The sequence below is a fragment of the Mammaliicoccus sp. P-M59 genome (genome assembly GCF_022386135.1).
GTDB classification, from domain to species: domain Bacteria; phylum Bacillota; class Bacilli; order Staphylococcales; family Staphylococcaceae; genus Mammaliicoccus; species Mammaliicoccus sciuri_A.
The window spans coordinates 161,724-187,422 of sequence record NZ_JAJNJJ010000006.1 but is presented as its reverse complement, the minus strand read 5'-3'; the positions used below and the strand labels follow the sequence as shown (position 1 = coordinate 187,422).

General features: G+C 31.3%; 24 protein-coding genes and 9 tRNA genes. 8 read left to right on the top strand and 25 right to left on the bottom strand.

All coding sequences use genetic code 11. The annotated features are described in order from the left end of the window. The first annotated feature begins 268 nt into the window (after nucleotides 1-268). Entirely contained in the window at nucleotides 269-1,348 is a 1,080-nt protein-coding gene (locus LQ617_RS10990) for a 3'-5' exonuclease (protein WP_239740416.1), read from the top strand. A gap of 36 nt (nucleotides 1,349-1,384) precedes the next feature. On the opposite strand, the gene LQ617_RS10985 is transcribed toward LQ617_RS10990, so the two are convergent. The 15 genes from LQ617_RS10985 to hemE all read right to left on the bottom strand — a co-directional run bounded on the left by LQ617_RS10985 (nucleotide 1,385) and on the right by hemE (nucleotide 8,065). After that, the gene (locus LQ617_RS10985) at nucleotides 1,385-1,792 is read right to left on the bottom strand and encodes a hypothetical protein (RefSeq protein WP_239740415.1); all 408 of its coding nucleotides are present in this window, start codon (nucleotides 1,790-1,792) and stop codon (nucleotides 1,385-1,387) included. Continuing rightward, nucleotides 1,779-2,294, bottom strand: a complete 516-nt coding sequence (locus tag LQ617_RS10980) for a Panacea domain-containing protein (protein ID WP_239740414.1) — start codon at nucleotides 2,292-2,294, stop codon at nucleotides 1,779-1,781. The genes LQ617_RS10985 and LQ617_RS10980 overlap by 14 nt, the downstream gene beginning before the upstream one ends. Before the next feature lie 57 nt (nucleotides 2,295-2,351). Then, nucleotides 2,352-2,561 carry a hypothetical protein gene (locus LQ617_RS10975; protein ID WP_239740413.1) on the bottom strand — a complete coding sequence of 70 codons (210 nt, stop codon included), beginning with the start codon at nucleotides 2,559-2,561 and terminating at the stop codon, nucleotides 2,352-2,354. Between the two features lie 378 nt (nucleotides 2,562-2,939). Beyond that, a tRNA-Ser gene (locus tag LQ617_RS10970) sits at nucleotides 2,940-3,028 on the bottom strand. A gap of 42 nt (nucleotides 3,029-3,070) precedes the next feature. Further along, nucleotides 3,071-3,142, bottom strand: a tRNA-Glu gene (locus LQ617_RS10965). A 3-nt stretch (nucleotides 3,143-3,145) separates the two neighbouring features. After that, nucleotides 3,146-3,220 (bottom strand) — tRNA-Asn (locus LQ617_RS10960). A gap of 7 nt (nucleotides 3,221-3,227) precedes the next feature. Then, a tRNA-Gly gene (locus tag LQ617_RS10955) sits at nucleotides 3,228-3,301 on the bottom strand. Nucleotides 3,302-3,319: 18 nt separating this feature from the next. Then, nucleotides 3,320-3,395, bottom strand: a tRNA-His gene (locus tag LQ617_RS10950). A gap of 20 nt (nucleotides 3,396-3,415) precedes the next feature. Next, nucleotides 3,416-3,488 (bottom strand) — tRNA-Phe (locus LQ617_RS10945). A 10-nt stretch (nucleotides 3,489-3,498) separates the two neighbouring features. Further along, nucleotides 3,499-3,574: transfer RNA gene (locus LQ617_RS10940), tRNA-Asp, on the bottom strand. Between the two features lie 14 nt (nucleotides 3,575-3,588). Next, nucleotides 3,589-3,662, bottom strand: a tRNA-Met gene (locus tag LQ617_RS10935). Nucleotides 3,663-3,749: 87 nt separating this feature from the next. Beyond that, a tRNA-Glu gene (locus LQ617_RS10930) sits at nucleotides 3,750-3,824 on the bottom strand. 800 nt (nucleotides 3,825-4,624) lie between these two features. Beyond that, the gene (gene hemY, locus LQ617_RS10925) at nucleotides 4,625-6,019 is read right to left on the bottom strand and encodes a protoporphyrinogen oxidase (RefSeq protein ID WP_239740412.1); all 1,395 of its coding nucleotides are present in this window, start codon (nucleotides 6,017-6,019) and stop codon (nucleotides 4,625-4,627) included. A gap of 32 nt (nucleotides 6,020-6,051) precedes the next feature. Continuing rightward, a complete protein-coding gene (gene hemH, locus LQ617_RS10920; RefSeq protein ID WP_025904824.1) occupies nucleotides 6,052-6,972 on the bottom strand; it encodes a ferrochelatase in 921 nt (306 codons plus the stop codon). A gap of 40 nt (nucleotides 6,973-7,012) precedes the next feature. After that, a complete protein-coding gene (hemE, locus tag LQ617_RS10915; protein WP_239740411.1) occupies nucleotides 7,013-8,065 on the bottom strand; it encodes a uroporphyrinogen decarboxylase in 1,053 nt (350 codons plus the stop codon). Nucleotides 8,066-8,231: 166 nt separating this feature from the next. On the opposite strand from hemE, the gene LQ617_RS10910 reads away from it, so the two are divergent. Next, the gene (locus LQ617_RS10910; protein WP_025904822.1) at nucleotides 8,232-8,759 is read left to right on the top strand and encodes an antibiotic biosynthesis monooxygenase family protein; all 528 of its coding nucleotides are present in this window, start codon (nucleotides 8,232-8,234) and stop codon (nucleotides 8,757-8,759) included. A gap of 59 nt (nucleotides 8,760-8,818) precedes the next feature. Here the strand turns inward: LQ617_RS10910 and ecsB are convergent, their stop codons facing one another. Next, nucleotides 8,819-10,039, bottom strand: a complete 1,221-nt coding sequence (gene ecsB / locus LQ617_RS10905; RefSeq protein ID WP_239740410.1) for an ABC transporter permease EcsB — start codon at nucleotides 10,037-10,039, stop codon at nucleotides 8,819-8,821. Continuing rightward, nucleotides 10,032-10,769 carry an ABC transporter ATP-binding protein gene (locus tag LQ617_RS10900; protein WP_239740409.1) on the bottom strand — a complete coding sequence of 246 codons (738 nt, stop codon included), beginning with the start codon at nucleotides 10,767-10,769 and terminating at the stop codon, nucleotides 10,032-10,034. Before LQ617_RS10900 ends, ecsB begins: the two co-directional genes overlap by 8 nt. Before the next feature lie 128 nt (nucleotides 10,770-10,897). On the opposite strand from LQ617_RS10900, the gene LQ617_RS10895 reads away from it, so the two are divergent. From LQ617_RS10895 to LQ617_RS10875, 5 genes are all read left to right on the top strand, one after another. Further along, complete coding sequence (locus LQ617_RS10895; protein WP_239740408.1) at nucleotides 10,898-11,320, top strand: HIT family protein; 423 nt, start codon at nucleotides 10,898-10,900, stop codon at nucleotides 11,318-11,320. 64 nt (nucleotides 11,321-11,384) lie between these two features. Beyond that, nucleotides 11,385-11,762 carry a YtxH domain-containing protein gene (locus LQ617_RS10890; protein WP_126477945.1) on the top strand — a complete coding sequence of 126 codons (378 nt, stop codon included), beginning with the start codon at nucleotides 11,385-11,387 and terminating at the stop codon, nucleotides 11,760-11,762. A 96-nt stretch (nucleotides 11,763-11,858) separates the two neighbouring features. Continuing rightward, on the top strand, nucleotides 11,859-12,404 hold the full coding sequence (locus LQ617_RS10885; protein WP_025904817.1) for an HTH-type transcriptional regulator Hpr: 546 nt from the start codon (nucleotides 11,859-11,861) through the stop codon (nucleotides 12,402-12,404). Between the two features lie 38 nt (nucleotides 12,405-12,442). Next, the gene (locus LQ617_RS10880; protein ID WP_025904816.1) at nucleotides 12,443-13,006 is read left to right on the top strand and encodes a DUF3267 domain-containing protein; all 564 of its coding nucleotides are present in this window, start codon (nucleotides 12,443-12,445) and stop codon (nucleotides 13,004-13,006) included. 71 nt (nucleotides 13,007-13,077) lie between these two features. Beyond that, nucleotides 13,078-14,049, top strand: coding sequence for a peptidylprolyl isomerase (locus LQ617_RS10875; protein ID WP_037589717.1), 972 nt, complete (start codon nucleotides 13,078-13,080; stop codon nucleotides 14,047-14,049). A 98-nt stretch (nucleotides 14,050-14,147) separates the two neighbouring features. On the opposite strand, the gene LQ617_RS10870 is transcribed toward LQ617_RS10875, so the two are convergent. Then, complete coding sequence (locus tag LQ617_RS10870) at nucleotides 14,148-15,278, bottom strand: saccharopine dehydrogenase NADP-binding domain-containing protein (protein ID WP_204253323.1); 1,131 nt, start codon at nucleotides 15,276-15,278, stop codon at nucleotides 14,148-14,150. A gap of 164 nt (nucleotides 15,279-15,442) precedes the next feature. On the opposite strand from LQ617_RS10870, the gene LQ617_RS10865 reads away from it, so the two are divergent. Next, on the top strand, nucleotides 15,443-16,204 hold the full coding sequence (locus LQ617_RS10865; protein WP_204189191.1) for an IclR family transcriptional regulator: 762 nt from the start codon (nucleotides 15,443-15,445) through the stop codon (nucleotides 16,202-16,204). 59 nt (nucleotides 16,205-16,263) lie between these two features. On the opposite strand, the gene yhaM is transcribed toward LQ617_RS10865, so the two are convergent. The 7 genes from yhaM to LQ617_RS10830 all read right to left on the bottom strand — a co-directional run bounded on the left by yhaM (nucleotide 16,264) and on the right by LQ617_RS10830 (nucleotide 25,682). Further along, the gene (yhaM, locus tag LQ617_RS10860) at nucleotides 16,264-17,205 is read right to left on the bottom strand and encodes a 3'-5' exoribonuclease YhaM (RefSeq protein WP_025904814.1); all 942 of its coding nucleotides are present in this window, start codon (nucleotides 17,203-17,205) and stop codon (nucleotides 16,264-16,266) included. Then, the gene (locus tag LQ617_RS10855) at nucleotides 17,202-20,135 is read right to left on the bottom strand and encodes an ATP-binding protein (RefSeq protein ID WP_239740407.1); all 2,934 of its coding nucleotides are present in this window, start codon (nucleotides 20,133-20,135) and stop codon (nucleotides 17,202-17,204) included. The genes yhaM and LQ617_RS10855 overlap by 4 nt, the downstream gene beginning before the upstream one ends. Before the next feature lie 4 nt (nucleotides 20,136-20,139). Further along, nucleotides 20,140-21,324, bottom strand: coding sequence for a metallophosphoesterase family protein (locus LQ617_RS10850; protein ID WP_025904812.1), 1,185 nt, complete (start codon nucleotides 21,322-21,324; stop codon nucleotides 20,140-20,142). An 813-nt stretch (nucleotides 21,325-22,137) separates the two neighbouring features. Next, a complete protein-coding gene (locus tag LQ617_RS10845; RefSeq protein ID WP_025904811.1) occupies nucleotides 22,138-22,503 on the bottom strand; it encodes a YlbF/YmcA family competence regulator in 366 nt (121 codons plus the stop codon). A gap of 74 nt (nucleotides 22,504-22,577) precedes the next feature. Beyond that, nucleotides 22,578-23,708, bottom strand: coding sequence for a DUF445 domain-containing protein (locus tag LQ617_RS10840; RefSeq protein WP_239740406.1), 1,131 nt, complete (start codon nucleotides 23,706-23,708; stop codon nucleotides 22,578-22,580). A 75-nt stretch (nucleotides 23,709-23,783) separates the two neighbouring features. Then, entirely contained in the window at nucleotides 23,784-24,242 is a 459-nt protein-coding gene (xdrA, locus tag LQ617_RS10835; RefSeq protein ID WP_025904809.1) for an XRE family transcriptional regulator XdrA, read from the bottom strand. A 162-nt stretch (nucleotides 24,243-24,404) separates the two neighbouring features. Next, the gene (locus LQ617_RS10830) at nucleotides 24,405-25,682 is read right to left on the bottom strand and encodes a dicarboxylate/amino acid:cation symporter (RefSeq protein WP_196307926.1); all 1,278 of its coding nucleotides are present in this window, start codon (nucleotides 25,680-25,682) and stop codon (nucleotides 24,405-24,407) included. Nucleotides 25,683-25,699 lie beyond the last annotated feature (17 nt).

Here is a 25,699-nt window from a genome sequence, read left to right as displayed (position 1 = left end):
CATACATAATCAATTTTACAAAAAAATTTATCATGAAAAATAAAAAAGTTCAATTTCAAAGGAATGATACACATGTCCAAATATACGTTAGACAGCACATTTTTATACATGGCTCTTATGACTTTGCCACTTATATTTATAATGCCTATATTATTTAGTGTTCCACTTGTTTTATTAATTTTTAGTATTAAAAAGAAAGAAAACTGACATGATTTTTATAAATACTCCTGTTCAATAGTGTTATATAAATAGAAAGGGTGAAATAAAATTGGAAGCTAAAAAAATGGATAAAATGTTGTTTCAATCTAAATTCCCTGAAGTTGAGGTCTTACTTGAATCTGAAACATCAACTAAGATTGATAAAGAGTATATAATAGGTTCTATATTTGTTACTATACAAGAAATTATATTAGTGCAGCATAAAGCGAATTTAACTTTTCAAATCCCATGGTCAGAGGTTGTTTCTTTAGATACAATAGAAAACTTTATTTCAAATAAATTAATTTTAGATTATGGCGAAAATCGAATGTTAACTTTTTCTTTTACATCGAGTGATCCAGTTCAAGCAATTCAAGTATTTTACAAAACTTTAAATCTAGAAAAAGAGATTAATCATTTTAACAATGATGATATAAAAGCACTTCAACATAAAAATGAACAACTGTTTAAAGAAAATTTTAAATTAAGAAATGAAATCATTAAATTAAACGAAGAGAATCGCACATTACTTGATAATATGCATAATCAAAAATCTTATACATCACCCTATCGTGCGCCAAGAAGTACTTATAATCGTTCAAATAATTCGATGGATTTAAGTTATACAAAAGTACGAAAATTAACAGATTCCTTTATCGTTCTAGATTTCGAAACAACAGGTTTAAAATATAACGAAAACGAAATTATTCAGTGTGGGATTATTGAATATGAAGATGGAAAAATCATTAATGAATATAATGAATACTTCAAACCAAGTAAACCAATAAGTAAAAGAATAGAAAAAATAACAGGTATAACAAATGAGTTTTTAGAAGATAAACCTAGTTTAGGAAAGGATAAATTAGAGGAATTATATAATATCATTAGAAGAAGAACGATAGTCGTACATAATGCACCATTCGATATGAAGTTCTTACTCTACCAACTTCAAATCAATGATATAGAATATGAGAAATTGAGAGTTATTGACACGCTCACTTTTTCAAGAAAACTAATCAGAGAAACACCTAATCATAAATTGCAAACATTAAAAGAACATTTCAATTTAGACGATGGCGAATCACATAACGCAATTAATGATTGTAGAGCAACAGGGAACTTACTATTACTATTGATGAGTAGACAGTGATTATAACAGTAGTAGTATATAAAAAGCGTTTTGGAGTTAAAATAAAGTCTTATTGAATTCCGATACTTTAAATTTAATTTCTTCAAGTTTCGCCTGATAAGTTATTGATAAGTCATCAAATTTTTTTGAAGTAACAATATCTTTAGAATAAACAGTGGATTGTTTGTGTGTTCTAACATAGCAAACTTCTTTATAGATGCTATGAAGACTTGGACATTCAAGCAATCCAATATTTACATCATAAATAGGATGTAAATTCACTTTATTAGAAACAGTAGATATTGGTAACATCGTTAAATCACATTCAAAGCAATCTTTTTCAGCACCAATGATTAATACTGGCCGTAATTTATAGCCTTTTTTATTTGTTTTTAAATTAAAATATGGAAAACTTGCATATACTATTTTATTAATTAAATCACGAGGAGTATTAACTAAATCCAAGATGAACTTCCTCCTCATTTAAATCTTCAAATTCATCTATGTACATGTCATAAACATGATCGTACAACCTAATGTTTTTAGCATCTTCGATTATATCCTCTGGTGTTATTTCTCTATTCCCTATCTCATTATTGTTCAAGTTAATTCTACTTTTTTTCCAACATTTTTCATGATGGGATAGTTCTCTTAGATACCAACCAGAATACATGCCATATTGAGAGATAACATTATTAATTACATATTTTTCAGTATCATTTAATTTATCAGTATCGCTTGGTTCATACATTTCATCTAAATAACACCTTAATTTAGGTATAACCGGACCAAATTTCCACCCTTCAATTCTATCATTAAATAGAACCTCGCCCGTTAAAGCTAAAGACTCTCTTTGTGCAAAATAAATTAACTTTTGCAGTTTCAATTCGTTATTTTCAAACTTAGTACCAGTTTTAAGTTCATATGAGTATATAAGGTAATTAGCAACATCTTTTACATCTGCCATTAAAATCACTCCTATCTCAGTTATAATATAATATTTTAGCTGCAAGGTAAGTTTAAGTTAAAATAGTAATGCTACTAGTATAGTGATAATCAATGATAAGAGACTTAAAATAGTTGGTATACTAATACCTATCCAGAAACGTTTTGATGTAACTTTATTATCGCTTATTTCATTTTTTAACTCGGAAACAGCATTTTTTATTTCTCCTGATAAAACGTCTTTAGTTAAAGAAATTTTATCATTGATTTCATCGAATCTATTATTCATATTTATTACATGCTGATGAAATTCTGATCTTGTAATATATTCACTATTAATAAAAGCACCCCCTTATATACTCCCACTCTCTAGTTTAATTAAGTATATATTACAACAAAATCAAATCGGGCACAATATAGAATGTTAAAATTAACAAACTCTTATTTATAATATAGTAATCCCCTTCTCTCCCTAGTCATGGAATGTAATTTATGTTGGCGTCGACGTTAGCGTTAAAAACACCAAATTAACATGCTCGTTGGCATTAGGTTGGCGTCAAAATTTAATTAATACTCTTTTAAAAAAGTCCATAAAAAAAGAAACCCCACTATCATGGGGTTTCTAGCAATATCAACGTCTTGGATTAGTTGATTATTAAGGTACAAACGGAGAGTGAGGGATTCGAACCCTCGAGACGCTTGTGGCGCCTACACACTTTCCAGGCGTGCTCCTTCGGCCAACTCGGACAACTCTCCACAAACAAAAAAATCAGAAGCGATATTTCACCTCTGATTATATGACCCCTACGGGATTCGAACCCGTGTTACCGCCGTGAAAGGGCGGTGTCTTAACCGCTTGACCAAGGGGCCTTATGGCTCCACAGGTAGGACTCGAACCTACGACCGATCGGTTAACAGCCGATAGCTCTACCACTGAGCTACTGTGGAATAATAATGGAGCGGGTGATCGGAATCGAACCGACAACATCAGCTTGGAAGGCTGAGGTTTTACCACTAAACTACACCCGCTTAAGTAAATAATATATATGGGGCGACTGATGGGAATCGAACCCACGAATGTCGGAACCACAATCCGATGCGTTAACCACTTCGCCACAATCGCCATACTTGTTTAAAAAAGTATGGCTCAGGACGGAATCGAACCGCCGACACAAGGATTTTCAGTCCTTTGCTCTACCGACTGAGCTACTGAGCCAAAATATAAATGGCGGTCCCGACGGGAATCGAACCCGCGATCTCCTGCGTGACAGGCAGGCATGTTAACCGCTACACCACGGGACCATCATTAAAAAGTATTGCGGGAGGCGGATTTGAACCACCGACCTTCGGGTTATGAGCCCGACGAGCTACCGAACTGCTCCATCCCGCGCTAATAATAAGTAATTTGGCTACCTTATTAATATAACACATTCATTAATATTATGTCAATAAAATTTTAATAAATTTTTATTGAAAATGGTGACCCCTACGGGATTCGAACCCGTGTTACCGCCGTGAAAGGGCGGTGTCTTAACCACTTGACCAAGGGGCCTCTAATTGAGAACTACTTAAGTATATATAGAAATATAAAGAACGTCAATGCTATTTCTTTACTTTTCTTAATAAAAAATTTGAACTTTTAACATCTATGTGACAATTGTCACTAAAGGGAGAAATAATCATTCAAAACCCCCTCTTTTTTATCTTCTAAAGTGTCATTTATTCATGACTTATATAGAAAAAAATTATCATAAAGTAGTTTTTTCGAAGTCATTGTGAAAAAGATGAATTAAAATTCCACGTTTTTAATAAAGTAAGCATTAAGTTTTATAGACAGCTCTATGTTGCTTGTTTGCTCAGTCTTGCAACATTCAGCCTCTCAACATTGCTTGTCATCCTCCACTTGCAATATTCAGCCTCTCAACATTGCTTGTCATCCTCCACTTGCAATATTCAGTCCTCCAACATTGCTTGTCACCCTCCACTTGCAATATTCAGCCTCCCAACATTGCTTGTCAAACCCCACTAGCAACATTCAGCCTCCCAACATTGCTTGTCACCCTCCACTTGCAACATTCAGCCTCTCAACATTGCTTGTCACGCCTCACTTGCAATATTCAGCCTCTCAACATTGCTTGTCACACCCCACTTGCAATATTCAGCCTCTCAACATTGCTTGTCACAACCCACTAGCAACATTCAGTCCTCCAACATTGCTTGTCACACCCCACTAGCAATATTCAGCCTCCCCCTCCAACAAAAAAACAGAAATTCTAATGTTACATTAGAATTTCTGTCCTGCTTCCACACTTTTCCATACGCTTCCTAGCACTTCCGCGCACTTTCTACAATCTACTTCAAATACTCTATCATCTTGTCACTAGCGTTCTTAGCCATTTGTACACAGTCTGGTAATCCGACTGCATCAAACGACGCGCCTGTTATGATTAGGTTATGATAATTTTGATCGATATGTTCTTGTATATCTCGAATACGATCGATATGACCGACTTCATATTGAGGCATACTGTGTGGTAATTTCGTTACGATAAAGAATTCTGGTTCTCCTTTGATCGTCATGATTTTATTCAAATCATTTAAAGCGACTTGTTTCAATTGTTCTTCGTCTTTATGATGTATAATATTTGAGCCTGGTTTACCTACATATGCTCTTAATAAGACTTTTCCTTCTGGTGTTGTATGTGGCCATTTTTTGTTTGTCCATGTACAAGCTGTGATGGCTGTATCACTTGTTCTTGCAATTACAAATCCAGTTCCATCTTTATCATTCACGACTTGGTCTTTATCAAATGCCATAACGACTGTTGCCACACTTGTTGAAGGCATATAGTTAAAGTAATCTAATTTAAGGTCATCTTCAAACCATTTAACGAAATGTTGGTGTGGTATTGTAACGATTACACCATCATATTCATGTTCTTCATTGTTTATCGTCAAAATTGTTTTATTATCTTTTTCTACTAAATTTTGAACTGGAGCGTTTAAATGTATTTGAACGCCTTTATCTTCAAGACTATCACGTAAAGTTTGAATAAATGATTCAAGGCCATGTCTAAATTGTTTAAATTGACCTTTTGGTTTGACTGTTACTTTTTTATCGGCATTATTTTTAGCTTTTTGAGCTATCATACCTTTTATTAAGCCGCCCTCTTTTTCTTCTTGTTCTTTAAAATGAGGAAATGTTGTTTTTAAGCTTAATTTATCGATATTTGCACCATATATACCTGCCATTAAAGGTTCGATTAAGTTTTCTAATACTTCATCACCTAATCTTTGTCTAAAGAAATGACCGATTGATATATCTGTATGCATCGGTTTAACAGGTAAGAAATAATCTAAACCTGCTCTTAATTTAGCTGCTGGTGAAATCAATTGTGTCTTAAGAAATGGTTTGATTTCTGTCGGTATACCCATAATCGAACCGCCTGGTATTGGATATAACTTATTATGGCTGTAAATATATGATTGCCCTGTTTTATTTGTTACTAAATCATCAGCAATCCCAATTTCTTCAGCTAATTCTGTCATAATTTTCTTTCTACCTAAGTAAGATTCTGGCCCTAGTTCAATTGTATAACCATCTTTACGATAAGTTTTGATTTTGCCGCCTACTCTGTCTGATTGTTCATATACATCAATTTCTGCATTTGGATAATCTCTTCTTAAATAATGGGCAGCAGATAACCCAGTTATCCCTGCCCCTATTATTGCAATTCGTTTTGACATACTTAACACTTCTTTCTTATTCGAATATCGAATTAGAATTTTTTCTTAATTGCTGATACCATTGCTTCTATAAATTTAGGATCAATATTTGGCATTGGTGGTCTGTGATATTTCACACCTAATTCATCACAAACAACTTTACATTCATAGTCATTATCATACAATACTTCTAAATGTTCACATACAAATCCTACTGGTGTATAAATAAAGTGTTTATAGCCATGTTCATTATATAAGTCTCTCGTTAAATCTTGAACATCTGGTCCTAACCAAGGTTCTCCAGTTTGACCTTCTGATTGCCAACCTACTGATACATGTTTAATGTTAGATTCTTCACTTAAAATTTTAGCAGTTTCTTCTAATTGATCAGGATATGGGTCGTTTGCTTTTTTAATTTTTTCAGGCAAACTATGTGCAGAAACGATTAATACTGTTTCATCATGACTTTCTTCTGGAATCGTTTGTAATGTTTCATCAATCATGTTTGTCCAGTAAGAAATAAATGCTGGTTCATTGTAGAATTGCTCAACGTGATGCATTGAAATGCCGTATTTATCTGCTTCTTCTTGAGCACGTTTATTATAACTTCCCACTGAGAAATTAGAATAATGAGGTGCTAATACAATCGTAACCGCTTCTTCAATACCATCATTATGCATTTGTTCAACTGCATCTTCAATAAATGGATGAATATGTTTTAAACCAATGTACAATTTAAATTCAACATCTTCATATGCTTCATTTAATGCGCCAAGTAAACTTTCGGCTTGTTTCTCTGTTGTACCTGCTAATGGTGAAATACCACCAATCGCTTTATAACGCCCTTTTAAGTCTTCAATTTGTTCATCAGATGGCTTACGACCATGTCTAATGTGTGTATAATAAGGTACAATGTCACTTTCTTTATAAGGTGTACCATATGCCATAACTAAAAGTCCCACTTTTTTATTCATCTTCTATACTCCCTTTAATAAAATTAAGCTGTTTAATAACCTATCTTTGTTGTGATTTATATTTTGCTGAATAATCATGCACAAACTTAGCAACTCTTCTTAATGTATCAGGTTGCACTTCTGGAAAGACACCATGTCCAAGATTAAAGATATAATTATGGTCTACTAAACCTTGATCCAATATTTGAACGAGTCTTTGTTCAATAACTTCCCATGGTGCTAGTAAAATAGCTGGATCTAAGTTTCCTTGTAACGTCTTAGTAATACCTTTTTCCCTTGCTTCTTTGATTTGTAAGCGCCAATCTAACCCAATTACATCAACTGGTAATTGATTCCATTCTTCTATTAAATGGCTAGCTCCAACACCAAATGTTGTAACAGGTACGTTTTTTTCTTTAATTGCTGCAAAAATTTTATTCATAGATGGTCTAATGAAATAATGATAATCTTCAGCATTTAACGCACCTACCCATGAATCGAATACTTGAATCATCTTACATCCAGCATCAATTTGAGCATGTGTATAGCGAATTGCCATATCAGCTAATGTATCCATTAATTTAAACCAAGCTTCTGGCTGTTTATACATAAACGCTTTAGTCTTATTATAATTTTTAGATGGTCCACCTTCAATCATATAGCTCGCTAGCGTGAACGGTGCGCCAGTAAATCCTATTAATGGTACGTTTAGCTGTTCTTCTGTTAAAAGTTTAATCGTATCTAAGACATATTTCACGTCTTCTTCAGGATTTATTTGACCTAATCGATTAATATCAGAAATGTCTTTAATAGGGTTATGTATAACAGGACCTATTCCAGATTTAATTTCTACATCTACACCAATTCCAGTTAAAGGTGTCATAATATCTTTATATAAAATTGCAGCATCAGTATTATATTGGTCTACTGGTAATTTTGTAACATATGCACAAAGTTCTGGTTGATGTGTAATTTCAAATAATGAATACTTTTCTTTAATTTTTCTATATTCAGGCTGTGATCTACCTGCTTGCCTCATAAACCAAGCTGGTGTATGAGTTGTTTTTTCTCCCTTTGCTGCTTTTAAAATTGTATCGTTAAACGGTACACTCATTTATTTCACCTCATTATAATCATTACAATCTATTTTAACATATTCTATTATAAACACATCTATGTGTACAAAAATTCATAAATTATACAAAAGATTTCATGAATTGGTTGATTTTAGCGCTTACATGTTTATAATCTAATTAAAGAGATATAGGAGGTATATCATTATGAAATGTTATATAACAACAGGTACGTATCATTTTCTGCATAGTATAATGAAGAAACATCCAGATGAAGATATTCATCATTATACGAGACAAGATACGACAGTACTTATTCATGAAACAAATGGTGATACAGTATTTGCACAACCAAGAGAATATCGAATATTAGAATCAAAAGGTGTTTTTATCAATCATGAATTTATAGCAGCAAGCTACATTCCTGTATCTGATGAAATGCAACATCGATTCGAAAATCATTATGTAGATATCGACAGTCAATTTGATAATTTCGAAGGGTTCGAATCATTTAGATTACTTAAACCTCGAAAAGGCGATACTTATATGATATTAGTAGGTTTCGATTCAAATGAATTATATGAAGATTTCACAAAATCATCTTTCTATGCGGAATATTTCTCAAGAGAGGCTACTCGTAAATTCTCTGGTGCTGAACAATATTCAACAGCAAATTATACAAAGTATTGGTATAGACCTGAAGAAGATGAAGAAACAGAAAACGAAGAAGCATAATTATAAAATAAAAAAGAAGAAATGATTCTCACTGAGTCATTTCTTCTTTTTTATTGTTATTAATCTCTAAGTAGCTCTTGATGTTTTTTAATTTTCTTAATGGAAGAATCTATTGTTAACCAACCAACAATGAAGAATAATATAACGAAATAAATCGCTGTAACAAATTTCAAGATATATATGATTGATAAAATAATACCTAAGACAATCATGATATTAATTAAAAATTGATGATAGCCTTTAACAACTTGTCCTTCACTAACCGGCCATACTTGTGGCCACAATCCGTATGCCTGTTGTTTATAAAATTGAGATAATTGTAATATCAACAAGTACATGATTAAAGCACCTAATATGGCTGATATAACTGGCTGATCAATCCACCAAATTAATACAAGTCCGATAATCAATAATCTTAATACGATAAAGAATGCATCTTTCCCTCTTGCAAAACTTCTTACAAATAAGAATTTATACATATAATTTTGATTAAATTTCTTAGGACTCGGAACTTTTAAGAAGACATCTAAATATCTTCTGCGAACTGTTCGTTCATTTAATACTTTTACATCTGTAAACATATTAACGAATTTATAATAATTCAACTTATGATTATGTTCGATAGCGATTAATGTTTCCCACTGATAAAAAGTACCTCTATTGATATTTTCTAATAAAATAATTAAAGCAATCAATACGACAATAGATAATAGACCTGATAAAGCCCCTACTTTTAAAGTTGTGTAATATCCACTCGCATATACGATAAAGAGTAATACATTAATTCCCCATATTTCTAAACCATATTTTAACCAGAACCATTTCATCATCAGTCCTAGAATTGGAAAGATGAAACTCAAAACCATTACCGTAATATATAAATAAAATTTACCACCCATTAATTGATAGAATAATGGTAAACCGATCACTAATATCACGACTGGTAAATATAGTCGATTAAAATAACTATATGTTAGAGCTTTTCTAATATATAGTGTTAAGTGTTTCTCAAATGGTAATAAATATAATTTATCCGCTTCTCTAAAGAAAGTCCTCATCGGAAATATCGAACAAATAGATAATATAACCGAAAAGATTAAACGATAGTTAATATTTTGTGGAATGTCCTTTAACCAATTACTATATCCTAACGCAAATGCGCCAATCATAATGGTTAAAAATATTAAGAAATGACCATTAAAGATGAATTTATTGTAATTCATTTTCTCTAATACTTCTTCTCTTTGTCTAACCTTATATAAAATATTTACATCATTCATACGCTTCACCTTGTGTTAAATGTATATAAATATCATCTAGTGTTGCATTAGTAAGTCCAGTTTTTTCTCTCAGTTCTTCTAAATTGCCCATCGCTACTAAACGACCTTGATGTAATATAATAAATCGGTCGCAATACCTTTCAGCAGTTGCAAGTATATGTGTAGACATTAATACTGAAGAGCCTTGATTACGTCTTTCTACTATTAAATCTAACATTGTTTGTATACCTAATGGATCTAACCCTAAGAATGGTTCATCTATGATATATTGCGTCGGTTCAACTAAGAATGCACAAACAATCATAACTTTTTGTTTCATACCTTTTGAAAAATGTATCGGAAAGACTTTTAATTCTTTTTCAAGTCTTAGTCTTTTCAATAACGGCATTGCTTTTTCAAGTGCTGTATCTTTATCAATACCATATGCCATTGCAGTCATGTAAATATGTTCTTCTAAAGTTAATTCATCATATAAAACTGGACTTTCTGGTATATATGTAAGATTTCTTCTATAAGATTCTATATCTGCTTTAATATCTATATTATTAATGGACATCTCACCTTGTTGTGGTGTTAATAAGCCAAGTATATGTTTAATTGTTGTACTTTTCCCTGCACCATTTAATCCAATAAGTCCTACGACTTCGCTTGGTTTACATTCAAATGAGATATCATGGATAACAGCTTTTTTACCGTATCCACCTGTTAAATTATTCACTTTTATTGTCACGTGAACACACCTCCAAAATATATTGTAGCATGTTCTCAATGTTACATTCATTAAATATTATCTTAATCAGTGAGATGATATTACGAGCATGATATAATAAAACTAATATTTACATAGGAGATGATAGTATGTCAGAAACAATATTCAGCAAAATTATCGACGGTGAAATCCCGTCATTCAAAGTTTACGAAAATGATTATGTATATGCATTCTTAGATATTTCTCAAGTAAGTAAAGGACACACATTACTTATTCCAAAGAAAGCTTCACCAAATATTTATGAAACAGACCCAGAAACAATGAAACATATAGCTGAAGCTTTACCAATCGTTGCGAATGCCATCAAGAAAGCATTCAATCCTGATGGTTTAAATATTATTCAAAATAATGGTGAGTATGCTTCACAATCTGTATTCCATATCCACTTCCACTTAATCCCTAGATATAAAGATGATATTGATGGCTTCGGTTATATTTGGAATACAAATGAAGAACAATTAGATGATGAGAAAAAAGCAGAAATCGCACAAACAATTCAACAGCATTTTTAATACACTGCATGTTTATAAAAATTCAGGGTATATATTTAAGTAAGAGAAATCAAGGAGGATAATTATGAAATTTTCAAGACTCGCAATTGGCGTTGGTGTAGGATTTGTTACAGGTTTTACAACAGCCATTTTAAATACAGACCGTTCTGGTGATGCTTTAAAGACAGATTTAAAATCAACTGCTGACGGATCTAAAATTCAATTAAGTGAAATTAAAGACAATGCTATTGAAATAAAAGATTATGTATTAAAGACTAAAGACGAAAGCCAAATCGCCATTCAATCATTAAGTGAAGAAATTAAAACGATGATTAATGAATTTAAAGCTGATATTAACCCTAATATTGAACAAATACAGAAAAATATTGAAAATATTAGCAATCGTGGCAATGAAATTCAAAAAGAAATACAAAATACTAAGCTTCCATTTCTAAAAAAATAGAAAACGTGTTAAAATTATTATATTATTAAAGTGTTATAACTAAGCATGATACATTAGTATCATGCTTTTATTATACAAACAAAGGGGGATTTAACTATGTCGAATGAATTGGACATGATTGAAAAAATGTTATTTACTCATAAGGTTTCACAGTTATCTAAAGCTTTATGGAAGACAATCGAGAAAGATTGGCAGCAATGGATTAAGCCTTTCGACTTAAATATTAACGAACATCATATTTTAATTATTATTAGAAGCTTAAATGAAGCTACAATTTCTGAAGTGAGTAAATATGGCGTTATGCACGTATCTACTGTTTTCAATTTCGCTAAAAATTTAGAAAAACGTGGCTATTTAACAATGCCTAAAAGTCAGCACGATAAGCGTACAACTTATTTAGAATTAACGGATAAAGGTCTTGCAGTACTAAGAAAGACATATTTAAACTATTCAAATGATACGAACAGATTATATGAAATTGCTGCAGATTATGAGAAAGTCATGTACAATATGCCAGAATTTACAGATGTGAAATATATCGTTGGTCAAATCTATGGTAGCGACTTTATTCATCACATTGAACAAAACCATGAGCAATTAAGAAAATATCTACTTGACGAACAGTCTGAGGATGATGCATAATATCAAGATAAATCATATCTTAGAAGGTGACATTAATCATGTTTTTGTGTTCTAAATCAATTAATATACAGTCTCGTTATGGATTGCAGAGAATTGTATTAATTAGTGCTTTAGTTTCATTCTTAACATTTATCGTCACTTACGAAATATTCAATTATATACAAACAGAACCATTAAAGGACGATAAGTTTATACTATTCTTATTCGTCCTTTGCTTAATTTATCCAATTCATAAATTGTTGCATTTGATTGTATTAATGTATTATCGTAAGTCATTTAAAATGAACAAAACGACTAAAGCTAAACGTGCTTTACCTTTATATAATATTAGAGTAGATCAACCAGTTAATAAGATTGTATTTTGTTTTGCACTTATTTGTCCGCTCGTTACGATAACTACCCTATCTATTGCACTCGTAAATATAATTCCACAATATGGGCATTACATTCTATTTATAATGTCTATCAATATTGGCATATCGATTATCGATTTACTTTATTTGAAGATTATTTTATTTACAAAAAAAGGTACTTATATTGAAGAAAGAAAAAATGGTATCGAATTGTTAACAAAACGTTCACTGGATGCCGAACATTTATAGGTTATTTTTTGTAATTAAAATAGCAAATATGCTATATTTATCATTGTATTCTTACAAAAGGAGTTCTATTTATGAAATCAATTAAAAAAATAGTGTTACCAGTAACACTTTCAGCATCAGTATTAACTTTAGGCGCTTGTGGTAATGGTTCAGATAATTCTGGAGAAACTTTAGTAGAAACTAAAGCCGGAAACGTAACTTCACAAGACGTACTAGACAAAATGGGTAGTAACGAAGTCGCACAAAATGCATTTCAAATTGTACTTAACAAAGTCTTAAAAGATAAATACGAAGACAAAGTTGATACGAAGAAATTAGACGAACAAGTTGATAAACAAATCGAGCAATACGGTGGTAAGAAGAAATTTGAAGAAGCACTACAACAAGAAAAACCAGGTGCTACTATAAAAGACTTTAAAGAATCTCAAAAAACTTCTAAATATCAAGAAGAATTTATCAACGATGCCGTAAAAGTTTCTGACAAAGAAATCGATGAAAATACTAAAAAGGCTTCACATATCTTAATCAAAGTTAAATCAGATGATTCTGATGAAGGTTTAAGTGATAAAGCAGCTAAGAAAAAAGCTGAAAAATTACTAGCTCAAATTAAGAAAAACCCAGATGACTTTGAAAAAATCGCTAAGAAAGAATCTCAAGATGAAGGTACTAAATCTAAAGGCGGTGCTTTAGGATTTGTATTGAAAGGTCAAATGGATGAGTCATTTGAAAAAGCTTTATTCAAACTTAAAAAAGATGACGAAATTTCAGATGTTGTTAAATCTCAATATGGTTACCATATTATAAAAGCAGATAAAGGCGAACCATCTAAGAAAGAAAAAGCTAGCCTTAAAGAACAATATCGTCAACTAAAAATCCAAAAAGAACCTAAGATCATCATCAATGCTTACAAAAAATTATTAGACGAATACAAAGTTGACTACAAAGATAAAGATATTAAAAAAGCAATCGAAGATAATATCTTAAACGAAAAAGCATTACAACAACAACAAATGCAAGCAGCACAACAATCATCAGCAAGCTAAAATTAAAAAGCTATGAAGAAACGTTAAACGTTACTTCATAGCTTTTTTTGATTAATCAATTCAAGTGCTTAACATATAAATATTATTACCTTAATAACCTACTCTAGTTTACCTTCCTTTTTCATCCTATTAAAATATTGTTTATATTTATCCATCATCTCTAATGCCACTTCATGACTTTCTTCAGGTTTGAATGATTTTCTGTCAAAACCTATCATATCTTTTAAAATTTCATGTGCATAATCTGCAAAAATTACTGTTCCATCATCTTCAATTCGTTCAATACCATCCATTTTAGAAGATTCTTCATTTATCTTAATAGCTTCTAGTTCAGTAATTCCCTCTGGTAAGGCAAGTTCAGCTCCTTTGTTACTTAAAAGTATTGGATAGCCACCAGGTAATCCTTTTGGTGATGGTGAATGTGTAAAAATAGGTGTTGGACTTAGTAATGCATACATATTCTTGATAGTAGAAATAGCTGATGTAGTTGTAAATTCTGTCCCTGGAGGGTACAGCTTTATTGAATCATATAATAGTTCATCTGTATCAAACTGATCAGTCACCTCCACATCATTCACAAGTATTTTCAAATAATACGGTCCTTTTTCATAACCTGCTTCACGTGGATATACCCACCATAAATGATGAGCAATGAGATAAACTTTAACAATATCCATTGATACTCCAAGCTTTCTAGAAATATTCAAACGTACAGCAGATTCAATTAATTCTACATTACCAATTCCTATAGTTGGAGCCAAACCTACTTTAGCAAGTACAGGGTTTGTTAAACATGATAAAGCTGTATTAATGACATGTGGTTTTTGACCAGATTGTTCGATACCAAGCATTAAATGATAAGCCAAACTAAGTTGACATGGAAGCCATGCACCTAAAGTAGCTGAACTAATTCTTTGGTATTCCTTTTCAGGAAGTTGTCTAATTACATGCCAAGTTTGAAGTACTGCACAGTTAATAACAACATCTGGTTTATATTCTGATATTAATTTTGCAGTATGATTAATGTCGGTTAAATCTGCTTGTTCAAATGTAATTTTAGGATAATTCCTTGTAATTGCAGCTCCAATTAAAGCATTGTTAATTTTTTTCTCCGATATTTCTTTATTGAAATCACAAAAAACGAGTTCTGGACACTTTGGATCTCTCACAAGAAAATGAAGAATATGTGTACCTACTTCTCCCAGACCGAAAATCATAACTTTACTCATATAAATTCTCCTTTTTTACGGGACAATGTCCCGTTTTTTTATTATATTACATAAATGTAGATTGGATTTCAAGATTAATAATCAAACTTTTCAGAAAATATACAATTGAATACTTTTTTATGTATAATTATCATTAATACTTATGACATAATAGAGGTGTATAAATGACTGAGAAAAACACAATTTCTTCAATTGAAAAAGCAGTTGATATTTTAGAAATTTTATCCCGTGAAAATAATAAGTCAATTAGAAGTTTAGGTGAAGATTTGGGAATAACCAAAAGTACATTACATAGAATTTTAAAAACACTAGAGATAAGAGGATTAGTACGGAAAGACTCGTCTACAGAGAAATATACATTAGGATATAAAATCCTAGAGTTAAGTACTCATTTATCTCTACAGAATGATTTAAGAAATATCGCATTAGAACATATGAAAAAGCTTGCTGATGCTACGAAAGAAACAGTACAGTTAGCTGTTATTGATCATGAGAATATTTTAGTGATTGAAACAGTTGAAGGTTATGGACAATTACGTGTGTATGCAAAAGCTGGAGAAAAATACCCTATAACATACGGGAATTTTGGTAAAGTTTTTTTGTCAAAAGAAAATGATTTAGATAATATCTCTAAATGGATAGAAAAATATCCATTACAACAATATGCCTCTAAATCAATAATGGATCAGAAGGAATATATAAAACATATTAAAGAGGTAAAGGAAAATAAAATATCAATTGGAATAGATGATCCTATTGAAGGTGCAATAAGTATAGCGGTTCCAATTGAAAATAAATGGGGAGATATAATAGCTGTTCTTGCAATTGCAGGAGTGAAAACTGAAGATAAGCTTAACAACTTGGATGAGCTAATGACTCAGGTAAAGCAATATGGGGTAAAGATAACACAAGAATTAGGGAAATAATATACTAAAATTAAAAAGCTATGAAGAAACGTTAAACGTTACTTCATAGCTTTTTTTGATTAATCTAAAGTTTCAGGTTTATAAAACTGTCTATTTTCTAAAGCAAATATGCGCTCTGTAAATTGACCTTTATCTACTTTTTTAAGATGTTTTTCAAACATCATCATTCTCGCATCAATATTATCAATAAAATGAAGAATTTCTGCTTCTTTAACCATAGGTAATTTTGGTGAACCATACTCTAATTTACCGTGGTGGCTTAAAACTAAATGTCTCAATAAGAGGACTTCTTCCCCTTCTATATTGTGCTCTTTTGCAACTTGTGCAATTTCATCACTAACGATTGAAATATGGCCTAATAAGTTTCCTTCAACTGTGTATGATGTTGCGACTGGCCCTGACAATTCTTTAACTTTACCTAAGTCATGTAAGATAATACCACTATATAATAAACTTCTATTTAATATAGGATAAATATCACACAATGCCTTTGCTTGTCTTAACATTGTTACAACATGATAGCTTAAGCCAGAAACAAAATTATGATGATGTGAACTAGCTGCTGGGAATGTAAAATACTCTTTTTGATATTTTTTAAGTAATATACGTGTAATTCTTTGTAATTTAGCATTTTCAATATCAAGTATATACGTCATAATTTCTTCTGACATATCGTCGATTGATAATGGTGCCGCTTCTAAAAAGTTTTCTAATTTCACATTATCTTCATCTACAGCCACTCTAAATTGATTAACTTTCATTTGCTTTCTTCCACGATAATCAATTACGTCACCTTTCACACGAATAATCGTTTCAGGTACGAGTAGTTGAATATCTTCATTTGTTACCGTCCATACTTTTGCTTCTATATCACCACTTTTATCTTTAAGATAAAGTGTCATATATGGTTTACCTTGAGCTGTAACACCTTGAGTTGCTCGATGAATCAAAAAGTAATGATCTACTGAGTCTCCTGGTTTCAATGTCTCTATAGTTCTCATTTGCTCTTAGCTCCTTCTATTTTTGTCAGCGTAATTGTTTGTTTCTGAGGTACATTTTGATCTTTATTACAAGTGAAATAAAGTATTTGAATATCATCTTTCATACTCATTAAATATTTAATCATAATTTCTTTACGATGTTTATCAAAATGCACAAATGCATCATCAACGATAATTGGGAATGGATAATATTTTTGTAATGATTTAATTAAACTAAATCTTAACGCGATATATAATAATTCTTTCGTTGATTGACTTAATTCAGTAGGATGGAATATTTGTCCATTTTCATGTCTAACTTGAACATTTTGTTCTTCATAAATAACTTGATTATATCTACCTTCTGTTAAAGCTTTTAAGATATCTGTAGCATCTTTCACAACATAAGGTAGTCGCTTATCTTTAATTTGTTTAATATGTGCTTCGACTAAGTTTTGTAAATAACTTAATGCAGCCCAATCATTTGCAGTTTCATTCACTTTATCTTTAAGTAAATGGTATTCATGTCTTAAAGCTGAAAGTGTTTCATCTGTTTCCATATGATTGATTTGAGCATTCAAATCACTTAATTCTGCTTGTACATTTAAATAACGATCATTATATTCATCAACTTGACCTTCTAACTGAGTACGTTCATTTTCTAGGTCTGTTTTTGTCATATAACTTAGTTGTGTATTTTTATCGTAATCGTAATTTTGATTGTTCAATAAATCTGTTAAATAATTAAATCGTTTTAAATCCTCATGATAAGACACATAGGCTTTATGATGACGATAATACGCTTCTTCATTATCTACACTAATAAAGTCAAATAATGATTGAATCACATTATTATTTTCTTCTAAACGTTCATTTAATGCATTTATTTCATTTGTTAATAATGCTTGTTGGTCGTTGTTGCGTGATTGAATATTAAATTCTTTTTGATGTTCGTCTAAAGCTTGTTTGACATCATGAAATAGTGAAATCTCTTGATAATGTAATCCAGCATGACTCACAATGCTATCCGCTTCTCTATAAAATGCTTCTAAAGCTGCTTGTTTCTCATCTCTTATTTTAGTAATGCGTGTAATTTCTAATCTATTTTGTTTAATTTTTCTAATTGTCGACAATGCATCATTTAATAATTGTGATGATATTTGATTAGATACATGTAAACTTACTTTAGTTTCTTTAAGTGCTCTTTCTTTAGTCTCAATAATTTCTTCTACTTGTTCAAGTTCTTTATTCAATTCACTTTGCTTAGTAGATAAAATCTCTTGAGACTGATAATAACTTTCTAATTCTTGTCTAATTTTCGTTTGTTCATCAAGATTAAAGTCTAAATCATAAAATTGCTTTAAGTGTTGAACTTTTTCTTCTAATTCATCTATTTCCTTAGAAAATGCTTGATCATGATTTAACTCTTTAGATTTAATCATAAAGGCTAATCCAACTAATACGACACCTACAACAGCAAATATAGCACTAAATACAATTTGTGATGCGATAAACGCATAAATGGCAATTGCGATTAATAATATGCCACCAATGCCAGAAGCAAGTCTATATTGCTTACTTCTCTTTTCGCTTTCTTCTTTTTGCTTATTAAAGCTTTCTTCCATTTTTTTGTATAGTGATTTCTTTTCGCCGAGCTCTAGCGCTTTTTGATTATATACTTTCTTTTGTTCATAGTTTTCATCAGATACGAGATCATTATGCAATTTATCCACATTGTTAGTATAACGCTCTTGTTCAATTGATAATTGGTTGAGCGAACGTTTTATTTGTTCGCGTTCTGCAACGTTTTCTTCTCTTATGCGATTGACTTCAGCTATATGTGTCTTCATCGCGTCTGACGTATCAACATCTAAAAATTCTTCATTCCAACCGATATCTTGTCTAAGTAATTCATTATCACGTTCAGCATTATCGATTTGCTGGTTTAATTGTTTTAATTCTTGATGTTTCTCTTTAATATCTGATTCTCTTTGTCTAATACTATTGAGCGCTTTTTCATCTCGTTCAGACATAACTTTAACATTTTCTAAAGTATGTACGACTTGTCCAAGCTTTTCATTTCTTAACGTTAAATCACGTTTAATACTTTCATTTGAACGTACAGCTGATTCGTAGCGCTCTATCCCTTGTTCAGGGAATTCATATGGTTCTATATTTAAATTGCTTTCTAACTTCTTCCATTCAACCACTTCGTTATGTAGTGAAATTTCTTTTTCTTTACTCGTTAACCTATCAGTTAGTTTGCCGAGATTTTCTTTTAATTGATTTAATCTTCGAGATGTTTTATCGCGTTCATCTTGAAGTCTTTCATATTCTGAAAGTTTCTTTTCTTCGTTTTTAATCTTAATTTCTAAATCATTCAACTGCTCTAATTGAACATTTAGCACTGGATTTTTACCATTCTTCTTATATAATGCATCTTTTTCAACTTGCATTAAATCGCTCATACCAGTGAACTCAGTTGAACCTAGTGCACCTGCTTGAAGTAAATACATTTGAAGTTGGTCTTCAGTTAAGTTCTTATGAATATCTTGTAATCCTAATACATTAAAAGAGAAAATACCTTGATAAGTTCGTTTATTAATGAAATTCAACTTTTGTTTCAGCCATTCTTCATCTTTAACTTTACCATTAGAAAGATATACTTTAACGTCACCTGTTACGCGACCTTTAACTCTTTCTACTTCAACAATTTGACCATCGAAGTCTAACACTAACTTACCGCCGTATTGGTTCCCAAGTCTTGGTTCTAATCTTGGTTCATTTTCTTTTTTAGTTGGAAAGCCAAATAATATAGAATGAATAAACGCTTGTATTGTTGATTTCCCTGCTTCATTCTCACCGTATATTTGCATAAAACTTTGATCAAATTTTAATTTTCTAGACATGAGTTGGCCATAGCCATAAATTTCTAAAGATTTAATTTTCATCGCTTTAACCTCTCATTCTTCTTTTTAAAATTGCTTCCCCACGTTCAATAAGTGCTTGTTTATCAACATCACTAAATGGTTCTAAAAATCGATTTGCTTTTGGATTCATGTACAAATCACTGAGTGCTTCTTCAAGAATGTTCTCATCTTGTAAAATATCATCATTGAACTCATTCGCTAATGCAACTTCAGAATCTTGATCAAAGAATACATTCAACTGTTCAACGAAGATAAAGTTCGTTTGATTCTCTTCATACTCTTGAATCAATTGTATAACTTGGTTAATTTCATCTTGTTTTAAAATTTCATCATGCTTAACATAAACATCTAATTGATAAAAAGCCTTACCTTCAGTTCTCACACTATCTTTGAATTTTTGTATCGCTTCGTATAATGCATGCTTACCTTTAGCTTGAGTTTCAATGACTGCTTTTTCAAACCTTATATATTGAGTTGGTTTGAATGATGCTTGTAATTTAGATTCATCACCTTCAACGAGTAAATAACCCTTTTCACCTTTTTCTTTAAAATGACGGGCTTGTATATTACCAGGATAATGGACTTGAGATAACTCACTAATCATTGCTCTTTCGTGAATATGCCCCAATGCCCAGTAATGATATAATTTGCTATTTAAATCTTCAATATTGAATTCAGTATATCTTTGCTTCACACCTGAAGCTTGTGAGTATGTACCATGTAACACACCAATATGTATCCCTTTGTTACCTGTAGATTCAGGATATTCATCAATTTTATTCTCATAACTTTGATCTTTTTGATAACTAAAACCATGTAAATAAACAACTTGTCCATTTTTCGTAATAAGTTGATAAGTAGAAACTTTATCAGAGAAGACTGTTACATTCTCTGGCCAAACTGTGTGGACACCGACTGATAAAGGATCGTGGTTACCATGTATTATATAAACAAAAATTTGTTCATCTTGTAATCTAAGAAATTGCTCTCTTAAAAACACTTCTGCACGCAAAGTTCTATTATTTTGATCAAATAAATCCCCTGCAATGACGATGAAGTCAACTTGCTCTTTAATTGCGTCATCAACAATTTTTCTAAAACTATTATATGCGCTTTGTTTTACATCGCTTAAAATAGAAGGGCTTAAATAATGTCTAGACTTAAATGGACTATCAAGGTGTAAATCCGCACAATGTATAAATTTAATCATATACCTAACCTCTTTCAATATTAGCTCATTTCTTAATTATTATATTCAAGCTCAACCAATAGAATAATCAGATTTATAAAGATTTTTAATGCTTTAATTTTACCATATTCCGCGCGTATACGATACATCGCACATATAAGATTAAACAACAAAAAAGCGACATATGAATTGTTAATTCGGGAGATTACAAAGGATGCGTTATGAACACTTCTGGCTAAACTTGTTTATAACGAGGGGCTTGTGAACACTTTCGGCTAAACTTGTTTATAACGGGGGCCTTGTGAACACTTTCGGCTAAACTTGTTTATAACGAGGCTCTTGTGAACACTTCTAGCTAAACTTGTTCATAACGGGGGCCTTATGAACACTTTCGTCCAAACTTGTTCATAACGGGTCTCTTAATTACAAAACTCTGCCGAAGTGTTGCTATGGACCTCCTTAATTACAAAACTCTACCGAAGTGTTACTATAGACCCCCTTAATTACAAAACTCGGACGAAATGTTACTATAGACCGCCATAATTACAAATCTCAGCTAAAGTGTTACTAACGCACTCTTTATTTGCACTTCTTACCAAAACTGCTAATAACGTACTCAGTATTTGCACCTCTCGCCAAAACTGCTAATAACGCCCCCACTATTTGCACTTCTCATCAAAACTGCTAATAACACCTCCACTATTTGCACTTCTCATCAAAACTGCTAATAACACCTCCACTTATAAACATTCCCCACTCTATATAATCCGTCATAAAAATTTCCACAAAAAAAGCCGACAAAATCGAATGACTTTGTCGACTCATAAAAGTTAATTAACCTTGGTTTTCTTCAAGGCTACCGTAGATATCTTCTAATGGTTTCATTATAACACGGTTTAAATCTTGAATTAATTGACTCATTGCTTGTTCAGCTTGCATTAATTCAGCGATTGTTTCGTTTTGTTCAATTTCTTGTGCAGATTTTTGAGCTCTAGCAATATCTACTTCTGAAATTTCTTCGCCTTGCATTTGTTTAGTTTGTAATTCTAATTGAATTTCACGGAATTCATCGAATAATTTTTTTGTTTCTGGGTTTGCATTAACTTTTTCATATTGTTCTTTAATTTTGTTATATTCTTCACTTGCACGTAAAGTTTGTTCTAGTTCATTCGCTTTGTCGTAAATGTTTACTTCTGCCATAATTAATTCGCTCCTATAATAAATAAATGTATTAGAAAATCAATTCCAATAATACTGTATCATAATTCTAAGTCTTATACAAAAATAGCGATTATTCCTTGTAATAATCCAATAATTCCACCTAATACAAAGCCTAATAATGTAATTAATTTTAATTCTTTATTAGAGATTTCTATGACTAATTTTTCTAAATAAGATAATTCAAATCGGTCAATTTGATCTTTAATCAATTCTGCTAATTTCATTCTTTCTAAAATTAAGCTAATATTATCGCCAACTTTACCAATCATATAGTCAATAAATCTTTCTGTTCCTCTTCCTTCCATATATACAAATAAGTTTGGAACGAGTTCATCTAAAGGTGTGTTTAAATATTTATTAACATTAATAGATTCTGTAATTTCTGTTGCGAATAATGTTTTGGCTTTTTCTTTTCTTTCATCTGTTAAAACTTCTTGTAAAGGTTTAGCCATCCATTTGTCGTATTGATTATGCACTTGTAGATCAATCATATTTTTGATTTTTTCTTGTTTAATGACATTTCTAAGTTCTTTTTTAACTCTATATACGATATCTTCCGTTGTCATAAACATTTGAATCATGCCGACCATTCTACCTTTTTGTTCAAAAAATTCTTCAACCATTGAATGAATATCTTGTTCACCTTTTTCAGATACTAAATATTCATCAATCTTTGCTAAAATTTCTGGTGTTACACGATTCAGTTGAATATTTAATTGTTCAAGTATTTCTTCTGGAATGAGTGATTTAATGTCGTCATTCTTATGAGAAGCATAATATTGATCAATCTTTTCTTTAATAGTAGATTTAATCGTTTCATTTAATTTCTCTTCTAGTGGATAATCAATTCGATCCACAAAGTTTTGAATCGTATATTTTTTCTCTTTCAAAGTATTAAATTGAACTTTAATCGTGTCTTCAAGTACTTTCTTCGTACTTGGATTCACAAGTTTTTCTTTAAATACTTCAGGCGTTAAGAGATGTTTAGTAACCATCTCACCTACTTTTTCTGATAATTCATTTCTTCTTTTTGGTATTAAGCCTGGCGTGAACGGTAATTTATATCCGAACCATCTAATTTCATGATATGGATGAAATAACATTTTAATTGCGATAAAGTTAGTAAATCCACCTATTAACGCACCAATTACCATCATACTAAATACGGTTATAATTGTTGTCATGGAAATTCTCCTTCTAAAAAAGCTACTTCTTTAGAATAATCTAAGAAGTAGCTTTTAACAAATATTATACAAATTTTAAACAAATAATGATTGCGTTTTACGTAAGAAATAAGTTTCTGCTTCACGTTTTTTCGCAGTACCGAAGATTGGTTGACGTTCTTCGTTTAATACTCTGTAAAGATCTGATTTTTTATTAGATTGTAAAATATAGCCAGATTTAGCATCAAGTGTTACCCAGTAAATATCGCTAGTATTGTCATGGTTTGGATATGCACAATGATGACGAGATATGATTTGAATAACTTCTAATGGGTCACAACCAAAAGTAGTATTTAAAACATCTGAATCTCTGAATAATGCACAAATTGATACACATGTCGTCCAGTTAGGTAATACTCTCTCTTTTTCAATTTGCACTAAAGTTTTCTTAGATAATCCAACTGTATTCGCCATAGTATCTTGAGTGTATCCAGCCTCAATACGAACCATTTTGAATTTTGTTTGGATTATTGTTGTAAATGTTTGTTTATCCATCTATATCTACCTTTCTTTTTAATATTTATATTAATTGATTTAATATGTTGCAAAAATACACGATTTTTTCAAGCACAAGTAACATCATAATACATTTTTAACCAAATTAAAAGAGGTAAATTGAATTTAATATCAATTTACCCCTTTAATACACTAAATTGTTTATTCTTTTACAAATTTTGACTTTTCTCTTTCAGATAAAATTAGTGCACATGCAGCATCTCCAGTAATATTTACAGAAGTTCTTGTCATATCTAACAATCTATCTATACCTAAAATAATACCTATTGCTGCGGGGTCTAATCCGACTGAAGTCAGTACCATTGCTAACATTACAAGGCCAACACCAGGAACACCTGCAGTACCGATTGAAGCAATAACAGCAACAACGACAACAGTTACCATTTGCATAATTGTTAAATCTACACCTGATACTTGAGCTATAAATATTGTTGCGACACCTTGCATAATAGCTGTTCCATCCATATTTATTGTAGCACCTAATGGTTGAACAAATGAACTAATTTCTTTTCTCACACCCATTTCTTTAGTACATTCCAAAGAGATAGGTAATGTTGCATTTGAACTTGATGAACTAAAGCCAACTGTCATAGCTGGGAAGAACTTTTTGAAGAACCAGAAAGGATTCTTACCTGCTAATAATTTAACAGCCCCACCATAGATCACAAAGAAGTGCACTGCTAAGGCTAATAATACAACAAAGAAGTACATACCAAGTTGTTTAATTGCGCCAAATCCTGCGTTTGTAAAAGCTGTTGCAACTAGTCCAAATGTACCAATTGGTGCGAAGTAATTCATAATCATCGTAACGATATACATGAGTATATCATTGGTCTGCTCGAAGACTTTTTTCACCGCTTCAACCTTACTACCAAGTGCAATCATTCCTACACCAATAAAGATTGCAAATGTAATAATTGGTAACATATCTTGTTCCACCATAGATTTCATTGGATTTTGTGGGAACAAATTAATCAATGTTTGATCAAATGTTTGATTTTCTGGTGCAGCTTGATCTGATGATTTAGCTTTTTGTTCAGCACCATATTTTTTAACATCATCACTATTTAATAAATCTGATTGACCAACACCTGGTTTAAATACTAAAGCTAATAACATTGCGATAGTAATCGCAATTGCCGTAGTACATAAGAAGAATGTAACGGTTTTTAATCCTATACCACCTAGTAATTTTGGATCACCTACGCCAATAACCCCTAATACAATTGAAACAAATACGACTGGTACTACAAGCATGAATATGAGGTTAAGGAATATTTGACCAATTACATTAAATACGTATTGATTTGTACCTTGAACGAAACCCGTTCCGGCAAACATATTAAAAATCGAACCAACTGTTATACCTAGTACTAAAGCGATAACAATTTTTAAAGTTAAGTTTTTCCTGACTTTCATATTAAACTACCCCCTAT